Raw genomic sequence first — 17,137 nt, 5'->3', positions numbered from 1 at the left:
CAGGCATGGATCCCGGATCGGCGCCGCTGGCGCGGCTTGTCCGGGATGACCGCCCCCCATTCTGAAAGGACGGATGTTTGGGGTCTCGCCCGCTCAGTCGTCCATCTTGAGGGCGGCGATGAAGGCCTCCTGCGGGATTTCGACCTTGCCGAACTGCCGCATCTTCTTCTTGCCTTCCTTCTGCTTCTCCAGAAGCTTGCGCTTGCGGGTGGCGTCGCCGCCATAGCACTTGGCGGTGACGTCCTTGCGCAGCGCCCGGATGGTCTCGCGAGCGATGATCTTTCCGCCGATCGCCGCCTGCACCGGAATCTGGAACATGTGCGGCGGAATCAGCTCCTTGAGCTTCTCGCACATGGCGCGACCGCGCGACTCGGCCCGCGTACGGTGGACCAGCATCGAGAGCGCGTCGACAGGCTCGGCATTGACCAGGACCGACATGCGGACGAGGTCGCCCTCGCGGTAATCGGTGATCTGGTAGTCGAAGGAGGCATAGCCCTTCGAGATCGACTTCAGGCGGTCGTAGAAGTCGAACACCACTTCGTTGAGCGGCAGATCGTAGACGACCTTGGCGCGCGAGCCGACATAACCGAGGTCGATCTGCAGGCCGCGGCGGTCCTGGCAGAGCTTCAGCACGGAGCCGAGATATTCGTCAGGGGTGAAGATAGTGGCACGGATCCAGGGCTCGTCGATCGCCTCGATCTTCATCACATCAGGCATATCGGCCGGATTGTGCAGTTCGAGCGTCGAGCCGTCGCGCAGGCGCAGGTGATAGACGACGGAGGGCGCGGTCGAGATCAGGTTGAGGTTGAACTCGCGCTCCAGCCGCTCCTGGATGATCTCCAGATGCAGGAGCCCGAGGAAGCCGCAGCGGAAACCGAAGCCGAGGGCGGCCGAGGTCTCCATCTCGTAGGAGAACGAGGCGTCGTTCAGCCGCAGCTTCGACATGGCGCCGCGCAGCAATTCGAAATCGGCGGCATCGACCGGGAAGATGCCGCAGAACACCACCGGTTGCACCGGCTTGAAGCCCGGCAGCGGCTCGGCGATCGGCTTCTTCTCGTCGGTGATGGTGTCGCCGACGGCGGTGTCCGCGACTTCCTTGATCGAGGCGGTGAAGAAGCCGACCTCGCCGGGGCCGAGTTGCTTCACTTCCAGCATCTTGGGCTTGAACACGCCGACGCGGTCGACGCCATAGGAGGCGTTGGCGCGCATCATGCGGATGGTCATGCCCTTCTTCAGCACGCCGTCGATGATGCGCACGAGCACGACGACGCCGAGATAGGCATCGTACCAGCTGTCGACCAGCATCGCCTTGAGCGGCGCCTCGGGATCGCCCTTCGGGGCCGGCAGCTTCTCGACGATGGCTTCCAGCACGCCCTCGATGTTGAGGCCCGTCTTGGCCGAGATCGGCACCGCGTCGGAGGCATCGAGCCCGATCACGTCCTCGATCTGCTCCTTGATCCGCTCGGGATCGGCAGCCGGCAGGTCGATCTTGTTGAGGACGGTGACGATCTCATGGCCGGCGTCGAGCGCCTGATAGACATTGGCGAGCGTCTGCGCCTCGACGCCCTGCGACGCATCGACGACCAGGAGCGAGCCCTCGCAGGCAGCCAGCGAGCGCGAGACCTCATAAGCGAAGTCGACGTGGCCGGGAGTGTCCATCAGGTTGAGGACGTAATCCTTGCCGTCCTTCGCCCGGTAATCCAGCCGCACCGTCTGCGCCTTGATGGTGATGCCGCGCTCCTTCTCGATATCCATCGAGTCGAGAATCTGCTCGCTCATGTCGCGGGCGGCGACCGTGCCGGTCTGCTGGATCAGCCGATCGGCCAGCGTCGACTTGCCGTGGTCGATATGCGCGACGATCGAGAAGTTGCGGATATTGTCGATGGTGCGGGTGCTCATGCGCGCGCCATAGCAGTGAAGCCGCTTGGCGCCAAGCGGCGGGGCTGTTCCAAGGCAGCTCCGGGGTGTTGTTTTTCCCGGAACCTCCGCGTCATTCCGGACAGAGCGAAGCGGAGATCCGGGGTCCACCGTGGAATTCCGGAGCCCGCGATGCCCCCCGGGGCCAAGCCGGGATCGTAGCAGAGGCGTTGTCGCAGGGCGCGCCTAAACGCATCTCTCTTGCAAATTCCAATATATAAGATTTATTCTCCATTCATGGAGTTCGAAAGCGATACCGAAATCGACCGGCGGCTCGGGCAGCGGCTGAAAGCGGCCCGCCAGCGCTATGGCCTGACGCTCGAGGCACTTGCCGAGCGTAGTGCCGTCAGCCGCGCCATGATCTCGCGCGTCGAGCGCGGCGAATCGAGCCCGACGGCCGCGCTGCTCGTCCGGCTCGGCTCGGGGCTCGGCCTCTCGCTCTCGGCGCTGCTGGAAGAGGATGCAGGAAGCGGGCCGCTCATCCGCCGCGGCGCCCAGCCGGTCTGGCGCGATCCGGCAAGCGGCTACCTGCGCCGCAATGTCTCACCGCGCGGAACGGGCTCGGGCTTCGAGATCGTCGAGGTCGAGTTGCCGGCCGGAGCCGAGGTCCGCCTCGACAACGCGACCGGCACCCCGGCACTGGATCAGCAGGTCTGGGTGCTGCAGGGCCGGCTCGACCTGACGGTCGAAGGGATCCGCCACGAACTCGCCGAGGGCGACTGCCTGCAGATGCATCTGCGCGGCGCGATCATCTACCGCAATCCGGGCAGCGAACCCGTTCGCTACGCCGTCATCCTCGCCGCCAGAAGCGGCACCTATCCAGGACATATCGCATGAACGCGACCACGCTCACCGTCGCCATCGAGACGCTCGATGCCGAAGCAACTGAGGCCGCCATCCCCGCGCTCACCGATATCCTGCGCGACTGCGTCGCCAATGGCGCCTCCGTCGGCTTCATGGATTGGAACACTTCGGCCGACTATGAGCGCTTCTGGCGCGATGCCGCGGCCAGCGTCGCAAGCGGGCAGGTTATTCTGCTGGCCGCGCGGAATGACGACGGCATCGTCGGCACGGCGCAGTTGCATCTGATCGGCAAACCGAACCAGCCGCACCGGGCCGAGATCGCCAAGGTGCTGGTGCATTCGCGCGCCCGCCGTCAAGGCATCGGCGAGGCGCTGATGCAGCGCGCCGAGGCCATCGCGCGGGAAAAAGGCCGCGACCTCCTCGTGCTCGACACCGACGAACACGGCGCGGCGCGCAGGCTCTACAACCGCCTCGGCTGGACGGAGGCCGGCACGATCCCGCGCTTTGCGCTGATGCCCGGCGGGGCCGACTGCGGATCGACCTTCTTCTACAAGGATCTGCGCTGACGGAGCGCCCCTGCCGTCAGCTCTTGCGCACCCTGCGCAGCATGACGGTCGGACCCGCCTGCTTGCCCGTACTGCAGGAGACCTCGGCGATATCCGCGAATTGGCCGGCTTTGAACGTGCAATCCCGCGGGTGGCCGAACATGCGTTTGCCGCTGCAGTGAACGACGAAGCTGTTGACCTTTGCGCTTGCGGTGGCGCCGATCTGGGAGCCGCTGCCTGTCAGCATGCATTCGGCATAGCCCACGCGGATCATTTCCCTCAGCATCACCTCCTGGCCGACAACATCGATGGCCAGGCCGAGATGACCTTCGCGCTCGGCGAGGAGAACCCAGTCGCCCTTGAGATCCGAAAGGACGGGTGCCGCTGCGAGAGGCCCGATCACGGCGGAAACGACCCCGCAGACTGCGATGCCGCGGCACGCCATTCGCATGGATCTGCCTCGCATCATCCCCTCCAGTGCTCGACCGGCGCGAAGACCGCGCGCGACGGTGAATTCCTCTCGAAGCCTTTGCGGCGGTCGGCGACGCGCTCCTCCGCAATCCCCGCGATGCTGCGAAACAGAAACAACCCGGCCCCGACGGCCGCAGCCGGCACGAGGCCGGCGGACCCGAGATATGGCAGGGCGCCGACAGCGAGGTCGCCGAGAGATTTCGCCACATCACCAGCTCCGGACGCCGGCGTGAACATGGTTTTGAAGATGCCTTCGACCGCCTGGCCGACACCGGGCATCGCTCCCAGACCACCGAGGATACCGGCAGCGCCGACGCCGATGGCGGCCTTGCGGTTATTGTCGGCGGCCACGATTGCAGGCACGCCGTCGTCATACAGGTCTCCCGGCGTCGCCTGCGCGCGCGCCGGCGCGACAGGCATCGGCAACCCGCCCGCCAGAGCGAGCAAGGTCGCATCGTCGGGCTGTCCTGTCGCCGACAGGCCGTTCTGCACCTGGAAGGCGAAGAGGGCGCCGGAGGTGATTGGACCGAAGAGGCCGTCGATCTTGCCCACCGGATAGCCCAGGCGGGCCAGATGCTCCTGCACGCGTTCCATCTCGGTCCACCCGCGCGTGACCGAGGGCGAGAGCGTCGTTGCGACGGCTCCAGGCATGCGTAGCCGCGCGGCCCAGGCCCCGTAGGCTGTTTCCAGCCGCGTGTCGTAGCGGTTCGCAGCGTAGCCCTTGCCGTTGTAGCGATACGCGAAACCCGCCCAGTCGCGGCTCCGCAAGGCCTGCATCATCGCTGGATTCGCCGCGATGAAGTGCAGCATCGCCTCGATCTGCGCGGTCGCGCCCGTCGCCATGCTCGCGACCATATCGGTGGCCGATGCATAGCCCAGCGCAACCGCGTTGAAGCCCATGATCTGACCAAGCCCCCAGGAGGCGGAGCGATTGGCGAGCTCCTCGTGGATCGCCCGGGCGCGCTGCAGCAAGCCCAGACGGCCCGCACGCCCCTGATCGGCATATTGGGAGGAGCGCTGCCAGCTCGGGATGGCGAGGCCTTCCGCTTCCGCCCGCGCCAGGAGAGACGGCGCGGCCTCGCGCAACAGCCGATGGAAGACATGCTTCTCGAACAGGAAGACTGGCGTGATGCCGTCAGCTTCGAAAGCGCGACCATTGCTCTCGACCTCGACGACGGCGAGAGCCACGGCGGGCTCCAGCCCCTGTGTCTGGGCCAGCCGCGTGATCTCGTTGACGATGTCCTGCGTGAAATCGACCATAGGCTCCCCCCTTCGATCAGAAACGCAGATTCGCGCCTGTGCGGTGTTCATCGACACGCTGGGCGGTGGTCGCCTGCGCATTGCGCCAGAGCATGACGGCAAGCCCGATCAAGACGAGCCAGACCCCGCCCTTGGCCCCCAGAAGGACCGGCAAGATCGTAGGCAGGGGGCTTCCCGCCTCCTGGGCAACGGCTGCAGGCATGACCCAATCCGTCACGGAGGGCGATTGCACGATCTGCGTTGAAGCCGCTTCGGCCCGGGTGGCCAACTGGCCCGTCCTCTCGAAAAGGTCGGTTCGCGCATCGGTCAGTCCCAATATGCCGAACAGGGCGGTCGCGAGCGCCAGCCAGCGACCGCGGTCGGTCAGCGCAATCGTCTCGGAGCCCTCCCGCTTCAGATCCCGCGCCGTCTCGTTGCGCCGCTCCGGCCAGAGTGGCATCGGTTCGCCCCTGCGAAGCTGGAACCAGGTCCGCGCGTCGACGATGCCGGTGGGCGCAATGCCATTGGCCTGCTGGAACGAGAAGACGGCCGTCATCGTCCGCAGCCCGTAGTCGCCGTCGTCCCTCCCGGCCGGATAGCCCTGATCGTTCAGGAGCCCCTGAACGGCCTTGATCTGATCGACGGAATCGGGATTTGCGCCGGGGCGGAGCGGCAAGAATTCAAGGAGGCCTTGCCCGCCATCGATCGCGCCAAGCACCCCGCGCTGCTCATCCTCCAGCGCATCCGTCGTGATCTGATCGTCCGGTACGCCGAGCTGCAAGATATTCGGCAAGAGGCCGCTGGTCGCAACCGGAGCGCGCTCGGTTGGCCAACGATAACCAAGCAGCCGGGATTTCGGATAGCTGGAGACCTTGACGCTGTCCCCCTGATTGCCGCCGAGCACGAACAGGTGCTCATCATCCTCGCGCAGGAAGAAGCCGACATGGCCATAAGAGCTGTTCGCCTCGTTGCGAGAGAGGACGACGATGCAACCTTCGCGTGGCTCTTCGAGCTTCACGCCGAGGTTGAGATAGCTGCGGGCCATCAGCGAGCGGCTCGAGGAGTAGCCGGAAAGCACGAGGCAGGCGCCGGCGAAAGCCGCACACCACGCGTGCTCGTCGCTGCGGACCTGGCCGTGTCCCGACAGGCGGAACATCTCCAAAATCCGCGGTTCCGCTGCTGCGCCCTTGTATTCGGTGATGCCCCGGAGGGTATTCGCGATCAGCCACCACGGAGCCAACATGCGCACCTCACACAACTTATGGTTGCATGATCAATGCATATGCGCCTCCCCGACGCAATGCCGCAGCGGCAACTGCGTTAACGACAGAGGCCCGGCAGTGCACCGGCCACTGCCCGGCGCCTCGTTTCCGCAGCCCTGCAGAAGGCCGCGATCAGCCTTCGGCCTGAGCCTCGCCGCGGATATAGGGCTCGACAGGGCCCTTCAGCGTGATCGTCATCGGGCGGCCGAAGCGATCCTTGGCGTTGCCGGCCGCGACCTTCACCCAGCCTTCGGAGACGCAATATTCCTCGACATTGGTCTTCTCGACGCCCTTGAAACGGATGCCGATGTCGCGCGCCAGCACCTCGGCGTCGTAAAACGGGCTGTCCGGGTTGACGGAGAGGCGGTCGGGAAGCTGGTCTGACATGGGCTTTGGCTCTTGTGGATTCGGGGGCGCTTTCGCGCGGAGATAGCCTCATCCGCGACGGAAGCCAAATTCTTCAAGATGGAAACGCGTCGTCATCCCGGGCGAGCGGCGAAACCGCGCCGATCCGGAAGCCCTGGCGGCGTTCCGGTTTTCTTCGATGGCTTGCGGGCCACGCCCGGAACAACGGCGTACTTCCTCAGACAGATGCTGCGCGTCAGCGTTCGCCGTCGAGCAGGCTGCCGACCACCTTGGCGGTGTAGTCGACCATCGGGACGATGCGGGCATAGTTCAGACGCGTCGGGCCGATGATGCCGACGACGCCGACGATGCGCTGCTCGGCATCGCGGAAGGGGGCCGCCACCATCGAGGAGCCCGACATCGAGAACAGCTTGTTCTCCGAGCCGATGAAGATGCGCACGCCGTCGCCATCCTCCGCTCGCGACAGAAGATCGATCACGTCGGTCTGGGTCTCGAGATCGCCGAAGAGCAGGCGGATGCGCTCGAGGTCCTCCTGCGCCTTCAGGTCCTCGAGCAGGTTCGCCTGGCCGCGGACGATCAGGTGCCGGTCGCTGCTCGGGCCCGACGAAGTGGCGATGCCGTTCTCGACCAGCCGGGCGGTCAGCGCATCGAGCTCGCGCTCCATCTGCGTGCGCTGGGTCGCGATCTCGCCGCGCAATTCGGCGAGCGTCTTGCCGATGATACGCGCGTTGAGGAAGTTCGCGGCCTCGCTCAGCGCCGAAGCCGGCAGGCCGGGCGGCAGCGCCAGCAGGCGGTTCTCGACCGTGCCGTCCTCCGCGACGAGCACGACCAGCGCACGGGCGGGATCGAGCCGGACGAACTCGATGTGCTTGAGCCTTGGATCAGCCTTGGTGGTGACGACGACACCAGCGCCGCGCGACAGGCCGGAGAGCAGCGCCGAGGCCTCGGTCAGCGTCTGGTCGAGGCTGCGGTTGGTTGCGGCAGCCCTGATCTGTGCCTCGATGCGCTTGCGCTCGTCGGAGGTGAGGTTGCCGACCTCCATCATCGCATCGACGAAGAAGCGCAGGCCTCGTTCCGTAGGAAGGCGCCCCGCAGAGGTGTGCGGCGCGTAGATCAGCCCGGCCAGCTCCAGATCGGTCATGACGTTGCGCACCGTCGCCGGCGAGAGCGACATCGGCAGCAGGCGCGCGATGTTGCGCGAGCCGACAGGCTCGCCGGTCGTCAGAAAGCCGTCGACGATCTGGCGGAATATCTCGCGCGAGCGCTGATCGGTCTCGACCAGGCTGCTTATCGTCTCGGGGCGGGGCGTGTGGGCGCTCATGAACCTTTACGGGCGAACCGTTCCTCTGTCCTATTGTCGTCACGCGATGCGCATGGATCAAGGGGTAGAAAGCCCCCCTGCCTTGCCGTACCGGGCGGGAGAGCCTAAAAGCCGCCACTTCTCCGCAAGACAGGATCATTTCATGCGACCCTCCAAACGCGCCGCCGACGAGATGCGCAAGGTCACGCTCGAACGCGGCGTGGTGCGCTATGCCGAGGGCTCCTGCATGGTGACGTTCGGCGAGACCAAGGTGCTCTGCGCCGCCACCGTCGAGGAAAAGGGCCCGCCGTGGCTGCGCGGCACCGGCAAGGGCTGGGTCACCGCCGAGTATTCGATGCTGCCGCGCGCAACGCATGAGCGCACGCGCCGCGAGGTTACCTCCGGCAAACCCTCTGGCCGCACGCAGGAGATCCAGCGACTGGTCGGGCGCTCGCTTCGCGCCGTCGTCGACCTGACCGCGATCGGCGAGCGCCAGATCGTCGTCGACTGCGACGTGCTGCAGGCCGATGGCGGCACCCGGACGGCGTCGATCACCGGCGCCTGGGTGGCGCTGCACGACGCGTTGAAATGGATGGAAGGCCGCGGGCTCCTCAAGGGCACCAACCCGCTGAAGGACCATGTCGCCGCCGTCTCCTGCGGCATCGTCGCCGGCCAGCCGGTGATCGACCTCGACTATGTCGAGGATTCCGGCGCGCAGACCGACGCGAATTTCGTCATCACCGGCACGGGCGGCCTCGTCGAGGTGCAGGGTACGGCGGAAGGCGCGCCGTTCTCGGAGGAGGAGCTGCTTTCGCTGCTCAAGCTCGCCAAGGGCGGCGTTTCCAAGCTGGTCGCCCTCCAGAAGGCGGCTGTGGCCTGACGATGAGCCAGCACCGCCTCCTCACCGGCAAGGTCGTGATCGCGACCCACAACCAGGGCAAGCTGCGCGAGATGCGACAGCTTCTGGCTCCCTACGGCATCGAGCTCGTCTCGGCCGGGGAGCTCGGCCTGCCCGAGCCGGTCGAGGACGGCACCATGTTCTCGGAGAATGCGGCGATCAAGGCGGTCGCCGCGACCAGGGCGAGCGGCCTGCCTGCGCTCTCCGACGACTCGGGCGTCTGCATCGACGCGCTCGACGGTGCACCCGGCCTGTTCTCTGCCAATTGGGCCGGTCCGGGCAAGGATTTCGCCCCCGCGATCGCGCGCGTGCAGATCGAACTGGCCAAGCGCGGCGCCGCCACGCCCGACAAGCGCGGGGCGCATTTCGTTTCGGCGCTGGTGATCGCCTGGCCGGACGGCCATCAGGAGCTGTTCGAGGGCCGCGTCTTCGGCACGATCACTCATGAGGTCCGTGGCGCGGGCGGCTTCGGCTACGACCCGATCTTCCTGCCTGACGGGCACGCGAAGACCTTCGGCGAGATGACAGCGGCCGAGAAGCACGGCATCCCGGCCGATGGCTCCCCCGGCCTGTCCCACCGGGCGCGCGCCTTCCATGTCCTTGCCGCCGCCTGCCTGAGGAAACCGGCATGAGCACCGCGGCCGCCCTTGCGGAGCGGCCCACCGCCCCGCATCCGACAACAGATGCGGGCTTCGCCGTCTATGTGCACTGGCCGTTCTGCCTGGCCAAATGCCCCTATTGCGACTTCAACAGCCATGTCCGGCTGCAACCGCCGGACCAGGCCCGTTACATCGCAGCCTTCCGCCGCGAGATCGCGCATCGCGCCGCGCTGGTGCCCGGCCGCACGGTCTCCTCGATCTTCTTCGGCGGCGGCACGCCCTCGCTCATGGAAGGCCGCACGGTCGGCGCGATCCTCGATGCGATCGGGGAGCACTGGGCAGTCGATCCGAAGTGCGAAGTGACGCTGGAGGCGAACCCGACCAGCGTCGAGGCCGGGCGCTTCCGCGACTTCAGGGCTGCCGGCGTCAACCGCGTCTCGCTCGGCGTGCAGGCGCTGAACGACTCCGATCTCAAGGCGCTCGGCCGCATGCACTCCGCCGAGGAAGCGCTGGCGGCGGTCGCGATCGCGCGGAAATATTTCGAGCGCTATTCCTTCGACCTGATCTACGCCCGTTCGCCGATGCAGACGCCCGCGCTCTGGCGCGCCGAGCTGGAGCTGGCGATCAGCCATGCGGCCGAGCACCTCTCGCTCTACCAGCTCACCATCGAGCCGGGCACGGCCTTCGAGCGGCTGTTCCGGGCCGGCAAGCTCGCGATTCCCGACCATGATGCCGGCGCGGCGCTCTACGAGATCACGCAAGAGGTGACAGCCAAGCACGGCCTGCCGGTCTACGAGATCTCGAACCACGCGCGGCCGGGCGCGGAATGCCGCCACAACCTCGTCTATTGGCACTATGGCGAATATGCCGGCGTCGGCCCCGGCGCCCATGGCAGGCTGGTGACGACGCAGGGCCGCATGGCGCATTCGACCGAGAAGCGACCGGAAATCTGGCTGGAGCGGGTCGAAGCTGAAGGCCACGCCCTGGTCGAGGACGAGCGGCTGAGCGAGGAATCGCAAGGCGACGAATACCTGCTGATGGGGCTGCGGCTGGTCGAAGGCATCGACCCGGCGGTGTTCAAGGCGCTGGCGGGCCGCGAGCTCAACGCCAACCGCGTCGCCAGCCTGATCGACGAGAAGCTCCTGATGCACCGGCATGGCGGCCGGCTCGCGGCGACGCCGGATGGCGCACTGCTGCTCGACGCGCTGGTGGCCGATCTGGCGGCCTGAGTTTCGCCGGCTTTCGCGGCCCCCCCGCCGTCATGCTCGCCCTTGCGGCGAGCATCCATGTCTTGAACACGTCCCTCGACCAGCGAAGACGTGGATGGTCGGAACAAACCCGACCATGACGGAGAGCGTCGGAAAGCCGCTCAGCGCTTGCCCAGCCTCACCCCCGTCTTCGGATCGAAGACGTGGACCTTGTCGGGATCGACGGTGATCCAGAGCCGGCCTTCCTGCGCCGCGACGTCGCCGGTCGCCGCCTGCATCACGAAGGGTTGGCCCGCGAGCTTGCCGTGGAAGAGCTGGGTCGCGCCGAGCTCCTCGATGAACTCGACGTCGAAGGGCAGCGAGCCCGCCTGGCCTTCCGAGGCGATCTCGACATCCTCGGGCCGCAGGCCCACCTCGACCGGCGCCTGCGCCGCCAGATCCTCGCGCAGGTCGCGGACCTCAATGATGGCGTCGCCGAGCGCGACGATGCCGGGGCCGTCGACCAGGCCGGGCAGGATGTTCATCGGCGGCGAGCCGATGAAGGTCGCGACGAACTTGCTGGCCGGCTTGCGGTAGACCTCGGCCGGCACGCCGATCTGTTCGACCTGGCCGGCATTCATCACCACGAGCTTGTCGGAGAGCGTCATCGCCTCGACCTGATCGTGGGTGACGTAGATCGAGGTGACGCCGAGCGCGCGCTGCAGCTTCTTGATCTCGACGCGCATCTGGACGCGCAGCTTGGCATCGAGGTTCGAGAGCGGCTCGTCGAAGAGGAAGACCTGCGGCTTGCGCACGATGGCGCGGCCCATGGCGACGCGCTGGCGCTGGCCGCCGGAAAGCTGCCGCGGCCGGCGCTCGAGGAAGGGCTCGATCGCGAGGATGCGCGCCGCCTCCTTCACGCGCTTGTCGATCTCGTCCTTCGGCGTGCCGCGGTTGCGCAGGCCGTAGGCCATGTTGTCGTAGATGTTCATATGCGGGTAGAGCGCATAGTTCTGGAACACCATCGCGATGTCGCGGTCGGCCGGCTCGATCTGGTTGACGACGCGGCTGCCGATCGCGACTTCGCCCGAGGAGATCGTCTCGAGACCGGCGACCATGCGCAGCAGCGTGGACTTGCCGCAACCGGAGGGGCCGACCAGCACGCAGAAGCCGCCGTCGGGAATGTCGAAGGAAACGCCCTTCACGGCCTCGACGCCGCCGGCATAGACCTTCTTGACGCTGTTGAGAGTGACCTGGGCCATTCGCGGATTACTTCTCGGTTTCGACCAGGCCCTTCACGAAGAGCCTCTGCATGACGATGACGACGAAGACGGGCGGCAGCATCGCCAGCATGGCCGTGGCCATGGCGAGCTGCCATTCGGTCAGCGCGTCGGCGGTGACGATCATCTTCTTGATGGCGATGACGATGGTCTGCATCGAGTCCTTGGTCGTCACCAGGAGCGGCCAGAGATACTGGTTCCAGCCATAGATGAACTGGATCACGAACAGCGCCGCGATCGTGGTGATCGAGAGCGGCAGCAGCGTGTCCTTGAAGAACTTGAACGGGCCGGCGCCGTCGATCTTGGAAGCTTCCAGCAATTCGTCGGGAATCGTCATGAAGAACTGGCGGAAGAGCAGCGTGCCTGTCGCCGAGGCGATGAGCGGGACCGCGAGGCCCTGATAGGTATCGAGCATGTTGAGATCGGAGACGATCTTGAATGTCGGGAAGATGCGGACCTCGACGGGGAGCATCAGCGTGATGAAGATGATCCAGAACGCCGCCATGCGGAACGGGAAGCGGTAATAGACCACCGCATAGGCCGAGAGCACGGAGATGAAGATCTTCCCGAGCGCGATCGCCATCGCCATGATGAAGGAGTTGAGCATCATCCCGATCACCGGCTCGCGCGTCGTGCCGGAGGTTCCGACGAAGAGAATGCGGTTGTAGTTCTCAAGGAAATACGGCCCCGGATAGAGCGGCATCTGGCCGTTGATCACGGTGGTCGCATCCCAGGTCGAGGCGACGAAGGTCAGCCAGACCGGGAAGGCGACGATCAGCACGCCGATCGTCAGGATGACATAGGCGATCGCGTCGCCCAGGCGGCGGTCCTCGACCATCAGATCCCCCCCTTGCCCATCTCGCGCAGCAGCCCGGCCAGCGCTTCGGCGCAGGCATCGAGGCAGGCTTGCCCCTTCTGCAGCGTGGCGCGGCGGGCATCGCCGACCACGCCGGTCTCCGTCATCTCCCGGAAGGAACGATGCCGCGACACGGTCGGGCGTCCGGGCAGGCCCTCGCGGGCGCCGAACGCTTCGCCGAGGCGGGCTTCGCGGACCGAGCCCGGTGCCAGCACCATCATCATCGAGGTCTCGACCTCGCAGGCATGCTGCACGCCCTGCTGATCCTCCAGCAGCGGCCCGAGCGCGTCATGCGCCAGCAGGAAATAGGTGGTCGCCTCGACATGCAGCCGCGTCTCGCGGGCGAAGTCGGGCAGGAAGGCCGTCAGCGCGGCGATGTTGCCGCCATGACCGTTGACGATCAGCACGCGGTGGAAACCGTGGCGCTCGATGCTCCCAAGGAAGGCGAGCAGCACCGCGCGATAGGTCGGGATGTCGAAGGTGAAGGTCCCGCCGAAGGCCATGTGATGCTCGGCCATGCCGCACCACAGCGTCGGCGCGACGACCACCTCGACATCACCGGCCCGCTCGGCCGCGGCCTTGCAGACGCCGCTGCAAAGAACGGTGTCGACGCCAACCGGCAGATGCGGCCCATGCTGCTCGATCGAGGCGACGGGGAGCACGACGATCGTATCCTTCGCCGCCTTGGCGCGCAGCTCCTCGGCGGTGAGGTCTTGCCAGAGGACGGAGGCCATCAGTAGCTCACCTTGCGTTCGATGAAGCGGAACTGGACCGCGGTGAGGCCGATGACCATGACCAGCAGGATCACCGACTGCGCCGCCGAGCCGCCCAGATTCGAGCCGCCCTTGCCGTCGGCGAAGACCTTGTAGACCAGCGTTTCCGTCGCGCCCGAGGGGCCGCCGCCGGTGACCGCGTCGATGATGCCGAAGGTGTCGAAGAAGACGTAGACGATGTTGACGACGAGCAGGAAAAAGGTCGTCGGCGAGAGCAGCGGGAAGACGATGGTCCAGAAGCGGCGCATCGGCCGGGCGCCGTCGATCACCGCCGCCTCGATCACGCTCTTCGGGATCGACTGCAGGCCGGCGAGGAAGAACAGGAAATTGTAGCTGATCTGCTTCCAGGTCGCGGCCAGGATGACGAGCAGCATGGCATGGTTGCCGTTGAGCCGCGGATTCCAGGGAATGCCGAGCACCTGCAGCCCGCGCGCGAGCATGCCCAGCGAGGGGTCGAACATGAACAGCCAGAGCACGCCGGCAATGGCGGGCGCCACCGCATAGGGCCAGATCAGCAGCGTCTTGTAGATCTCGGCGCCGCGGACCTGCCGGTCGGCCATCACCGCGAAGAGCAGCGCGATCGACAGCGAGAAAATGCAGACGAAGGTCGAGAACACCGCGGTGTTGATGAAGGCCTTGAGATAGCCGGGGTCGGCGAAGAGCAGCTGATAGTTCTCGAACCAGACGAACTCGGTCGAAGTACCGAAGGCATCTTCAAGCAGGAAGCTCTGCCAGACCGCCTGGCTCGCCGGCCAGTAGAAGAACACGATGGTGATTGCGAGCTGTGGCAGCAGCAGCAGGAAGGGAATGGTCAGCCCCTTGAAGTACGCGTTCTTCTGCATCGGCTTCCTTGAACGAGACGGCCATCCCGGACGCATTTGTCCGGGATGGCCCTAGAGATGCAAGAGGCTACGCGCTTACCGCGAGGCCGTGCGCTCGAACTGGCGCAGCATCTGGTTGCCGCGCTCGACCGCCGCGTCCAGCGCCGCCTGCGGCGACTTCTGGCCGTTCAGCGCCGCCTCCAGCTCCTCCGACCAGATGTCGCGGATCTGGACGAGGCTGCCGTAGCGCAGGCCCTTCGAGTTGTCGGTCGGGGTCTTGTTGGTCAGCTCGAGGATCGGCGTCTCGAGATAGGGCTTGTCCTTGTAGAAGCCGGACGCCTTGACCTTCTCATAGGCGGCCTTGGTGATCGGCAGATAGCCCGACTCGGTATGCAGCTTCACCTGACGGTCGACATCCGAGAGGAAGGTGAAGAACTTGGCGACGCCCTTGTACTCGTCGGCCTTCTTGCCGCCCATCACCCACAGCGAGGCGCCGCCGATGATCGAGTTCTGCGGCGCACCCTGCACATCCGGATAATACGGCATCGCCGCATTGCCCCAGTCGAACTTGGCATTCGCCTTGACGTTGCCGAAGAAGCCCGAGGAGGTCAGGAAGATCGGGCACTCACCCGAGGTGAAGCGGCCTTCGCCGTTGTTGGTGCGGCCGGAATAATCGTAGGTCTTGTCCTTCTGCAGCTCGACCAGATTGGTCCAGTGCTTGAGGAAGGCCGGGCTCTTGTTGAAGTTCAGCACGGCGTCGAAGCCGGCCATGCCGTTGACCTTGGTCGAGAGCGGGATGTTGTGCCAGGCGCCGAACTGCTCGATATTGGCCCAGGTCGCCCAGGCGTTCGAGACGGCGCACTTGTCGTAGCCGGCAGCCTTCAGCTTCTTGGCGGCCTCGAAGGTCTCGGGCCAGGTCTTCGGCGGCTTCGCCGGGTCGAGGCCCGCCTTCTTGAAGGCGTCTTTGTTGTACCACATCACCATCGAGGACGAATTGAACGGCATCGAGAGCATGTCGCCCTTAGCCGTCGAATAATAGCCGGTGATGGCGGGGAGATAGGCGTTCGGATCGAACTTCTCGCCGGCTTCCTTCATCACCTCGTGAACCGGCTTGATCGCGCCCTTGGCCGACATCATCGTGCCGGTGCCGACCTCGAAGACCTGCAGGATGTGCGGCGCCTGGCCGGCGCGGAAAGCGGCGATGCCGGCGTTCAGCGCGTCGGGATAGGAGCCCTTGTAGACCGGGACGACCTTGTAGTCCTTCTGCGAGGCGTTGAAGTCCTCAGCGAGCTTGACGACCACGTCGTTGTTGGCGCCCGTCAGGGCGTGCCACCACTGGATTTCGGTCTGCGCAAGGGCCGGCGAAGCGCCGACGAGCGCGAAGGCGGCGACCGACATCAGGATGCGCGATTTGATGCTCATGGAGTGTCTCCCTTCCGCGGGCGGGCGGGCGCCGCGGTTCTTGTCGTTGGTGCGCAAGCTAGCATGAAGCGCAGGCGACATTTCAATGACAAAACGATGACAGTTTTTGCAAGGCACTTATGGCCGCGGCCCGGCTTGCGCATTCACGCATAAACAGCTGATCTGCGCATCCTGACTCGCCTTTTCCGGACCGCATCATGACGAGCCTCGCCCTTTCCGTCTCGACGACCTTGCCGCAGGATGCCGGTGCCGCCGCGCTGGCCGGCCGCGTCTGGCGCCCCGATCTCGGCGGCCCGGCGGTGGTCACGCTGCGCGACGGGCAGTTCGTCGACATCACCGCCACCTTCCCGACCAGCCGCGACCTCTGCGAGAGCGCCGATCCGGCGGCCGCACTGCGCGCTACGAAAGGCGAGGCACTCGGCTCGCTCGCCGAGATCCTTGCCAACACGCCTGTGGACGGCCGCGATCCGAAGCGCCCCTGGCTGCTGTCGCCGCTCGACCTGCAGGCCGTGAAGGCGGCCGGCGTCACCTTCGCGGTCTCGATGCTGGAGCGCGTCATCGAGGAGAAGGCGCGCGGGAACCCGGCTGCGGCCGCGACTATCCGCGAGGAGATCGGCAAGCTGATCGGCGACGACCTCTCCAAGCTGAAGCCGGGCTCGGCCGAGGCGATGCATCTCAAAGAGGTGCTGATCGCGCAGGGCGCCTGGAGCCAGTATCTCGAAGTCGGCATCGGGCCGGATGCCGAGATCTTCACAAAGGCCCCGGCGATGTCGACGGTCGGCACGGGCACTGACGCCGGCCTGCATCCGGCATCGAGCTGGAACAACCCGGAACCCGAGATCGTCCTGATCGTCGCCTCGGATGGGCGCATCGTCGGCGCCACCCTCGGCAACGACGTCAACCTGCGCGATGTCGAGGGCCGCTCGGCCCTGCTGCTCGGCAAGGCGAAGGACAACAATGCGGCGGCCGCGGTCGGCCCCTTCATCCGCTTCTTCGACGCCGGCTTCACGCTCGATCATGTCCGCAAGACGACGGTGACATTGACGGTCGAGGGCGAGGACGGCTTCACGCTGGAGGGCTCGTCCTCGATCGCCAAGATCAGCCGCGACCCGGCCGACCTCGCGGCGCAGATGATCGGCCCGCACCATCAGTATCCGGACGGAGCGGCGCTCTACCTCGGCACCATGTTCGCGCCGATCAAGGACCGCGATGCGCCGGGCGGCGGCTTCACCCACAAATACGGGGACATCGTCACCATCGCGGCGCCCGAGCTCGGCAGCCTGGTCAACCGGATGAAGCGCACCGATGCCTGCGAGCCCTGGACCTTCGGCGCCTCGCATCTGATGCGCCATCTGGCGAAACGCGGGCTGCTCTGAGCGCAGTCCGCGACAGACCCG

Annotated in this window: 17 protein-coding genes; 6 read left to right on the top strand and 11 right to left on the bottom strand. The window is 66.2% G+C overall.

Translation table 11 applies throughout. From position 1 onward, the window contains the following. Positions 1–93 precede the first annotated feature (93 nt). A complete protein-coding gene (gene lepA, locus AC1DNE_RS18545; protein WP_441471175.1) occupies positions 94–1,899 on the bottom strand; it encodes a translation elongation factor 4 in 1,806 nt (601 codons plus the stop codon). Positions 1,900–2,154: 255 nt separating this feature from the next. Between lepA and AC1DNE_RS18540 the strand changes: the two genes are divergently transcribed. Both AC1DNE_RS18540 and AC1DNE_RS18535 read left to right on the top strand, forming a co-directional pair. Beyond that, complete coding sequence (locus AC1DNE_RS18540; RefSeq protein ID WP_476766709.1) at positions 2,155–2,754, top strand: helix-turn-helix domain-containing protein; 600 nt, start codon at positions 2,155–2,157, stop codon at positions 2,752–2,754. Beyond that, entirely contained in the window at positions 2,751–3,287 is a 537-nt protein-coding gene (locus AC1DNE_RS18535; protein ID WP_441471174.1) for a GNAT family N-acetyltransferase, read from the top strand. The genes AC1DNE_RS18540 and AC1DNE_RS18535 overlap by 4 nt, the downstream gene beginning before the upstream one ends. Before the next feature lie 16 nt (positions 3,288–3,303). Here the strand turns inward: AC1DNE_RS18535 and AC1DNE_RS18530 are convergent, their stop codons facing one another. The 5 genes from AC1DNE_RS18530 to hrcA form a co-directional block, all read right to left on the bottom strand. Further along, on the bottom strand, positions 3,304–3,717 hold the full coding sequence (locus AC1DNE_RS18530) for a hypothetical protein (protein WP_441471173.1): 414 nt from the start codon (positions 3,715–3,717) through the stop codon (positions 3,304–3,306). Positions 3,718–3,731: 14 nt separating this feature from the next. Next, entirely contained in the window at positions 3,732–4,997 is a 1,266-nt protein-coding gene (locus AC1DNE_RS18525) for an N-acetylmuramidase domain-containing protein (RefSeq protein ID WP_476766708.1), read from the bottom strand. Between the two features lie 16 nt (positions 4,998–5,013). After that, positions 5,014–6,219, bottom strand: a complete 1,206-nt coding sequence (locus AC1DNE_RS18520; RefSeq protein ID WP_441471171.1) for a C40 family peptidase — start codon at positions 6,217–6,219, stop codon at positions 5,014–5,016. Positions 6,220–6,370: 151 nt separating this feature from the next. Beyond that, positions 6,371–6,625 (bottom strand): DUF3297 family protein, encoded by a 255-nt coding sequence (locus tag AC1DNE_RS18515; protein ID WP_441471170.1) that lies wholly within the window; start codon positions 6,623–6,625, stop codon positions 6,371–6,373. 214 nt (positions 6,626–6,839) lie between these two features. Next, a complete protein-coding gene (hrcA, locus tag AC1DNE_RS18510; RefSeq protein ID WP_441471169.1) occupies positions 6,840–7,925 on the bottom strand; it encodes a heat-inducible transcriptional repressor HrcA in 1,086 nt (361 codons plus the stop codon). A 142-nt stretch (positions 7,926–8,067) separates the two neighbouring features. Between hrcA and rph the strand changes: the two genes are divergently transcribed. The 3 genes from rph to hemW are packed head-to-tail and all read left to right on the top strand — an operon-like array spanning position 8,068 to position 10,630. Further along, positions 8,068–8,784, top strand: a complete 717-nt coding sequence (gene rph, locus AC1DNE_RS18505; RefSeq protein WP_441471168.1) for a ribonuclease PH — start codon at positions 8,068–8,070, stop codon at positions 8,782–8,784. Between the two features lie 2 nt (positions 8,785–8,786). Continuing rightward, the gene (gene rdgB, locus AC1DNE_RS18500; protein WP_441471167.1) at positions 8,787–9,434 is read left to right on the top strand and encodes an RdgB/HAM1 family non-canonical purine NTP pyrophosphatase; all 648 of its coding nucleotides are present in this window, start codon (positions 8,787–8,789) and stop codon (positions 9,432–9,434) included. Continuing rightward, entirely contained in the window at positions 9,431–10,630 is a 1,200-nt protein-coding gene (gene hemW / locus AC1DNE_RS18495; protein ID WP_441471166.1) for a radical SAM family heme chaperone HemW, read from the top strand. The genes rdgB and hemW overlap by 4 nt, the downstream gene beginning before the upstream one ends. A gap of 140 nt (positions 10,631–10,770) precedes the next feature. Here the strand turns inward: hemW and AC1DNE_RS18490 are convergent, their stop codons facing one another. The 5 genes from AC1DNE_RS18490 to ugpB form a co-directional block, all read right to left on the bottom strand. Next, positions 10,771–11,850 (bottom strand): sn-glycerol-3-phosphate import ATP-binding protein UgpC, encoded by a 1,080-nt coding sequence (locus AC1DNE_RS18490; RefSeq protein ID WP_441471165.1) that lies wholly within the window; start codon positions 11,848–11,850, stop codon positions 10,771–10,773. Positions 11,851–11,857: 7 nt separating this feature from the next. Next, positions 11,858–12,706 carry a sn-glycerol-3-phosphate ABC transporter permease UgpE gene (gene ugpE / locus AC1DNE_RS18485; protein WP_441471164.1) on the bottom strand — a complete coding sequence of 283 codons (849 nt, stop codon included), beginning with the start codon at positions 12,704–12,706 and terminating at the stop codon, positions 11,858–11,860. After that, a complete protein-coding gene (locus AC1DNE_RS18480) occupies positions 12,706–13,458 on the bottom strand; it encodes a creatininase family protein (protein ID WP_476766706.1) in 753 nt (250 codons plus the stop codon). The genes ugpE and AC1DNE_RS18480 overlap by 1 nt, the downstream gene beginning before the upstream one ends. Continuing rightward, a complete protein-coding gene (gene ugpA / locus AC1DNE_RS18475) occupies positions 13,458–14,339 on the bottom strand; it encodes a sn-glycerol-3-phosphate ABC transporter permease UgpA (RefSeq protein WP_441471162.1) in 882 nt (293 codons plus the stop codon). Before ugpA ends, AC1DNE_RS18480 begins: the two co-directional genes overlap by 1 nt. A gap of 75 nt (positions 14,340–14,414) precedes the next feature. Continuing rightward, positions 14,415–15,740 carry a sn-glycerol-3-phosphate ABC transporter substrate-binding protein UgpB gene (gene ugpB / locus AC1DNE_RS18470; RefSeq protein ID WP_476766705.1) on the bottom strand — a complete coding sequence of 442 codons (1,326 nt, stop codon included), beginning with the start codon at positions 15,738–15,740 and terminating at the stop codon, positions 14,415–14,417. Positions 15,741–15,937: 197 nt separating this feature from the next. Here ugpB and AC1DNE_RS18465 point away from each other — a divergent pair, with 197 nt between their 5' ends. Further along, positions 15,938–17,116 (top strand): fumarylacetoacetate hydrolase family protein, encoded by a 1,179-nt coding sequence (locus AC1DNE_RS18465; RefSeq protein WP_476766704.1) that lies wholly within the window; start codon positions 15,938–15,940, stop codon positions 17,114–17,116. Positions 17,117–17,137: the final 21 nt, after the last annotated feature.

It is taken from the genome of Allobosea sp. 05L423 (assembly GCF_056397745.1).
This window is presented reverse-complemented; position numbering and strand designations above follow the sequence as displayed.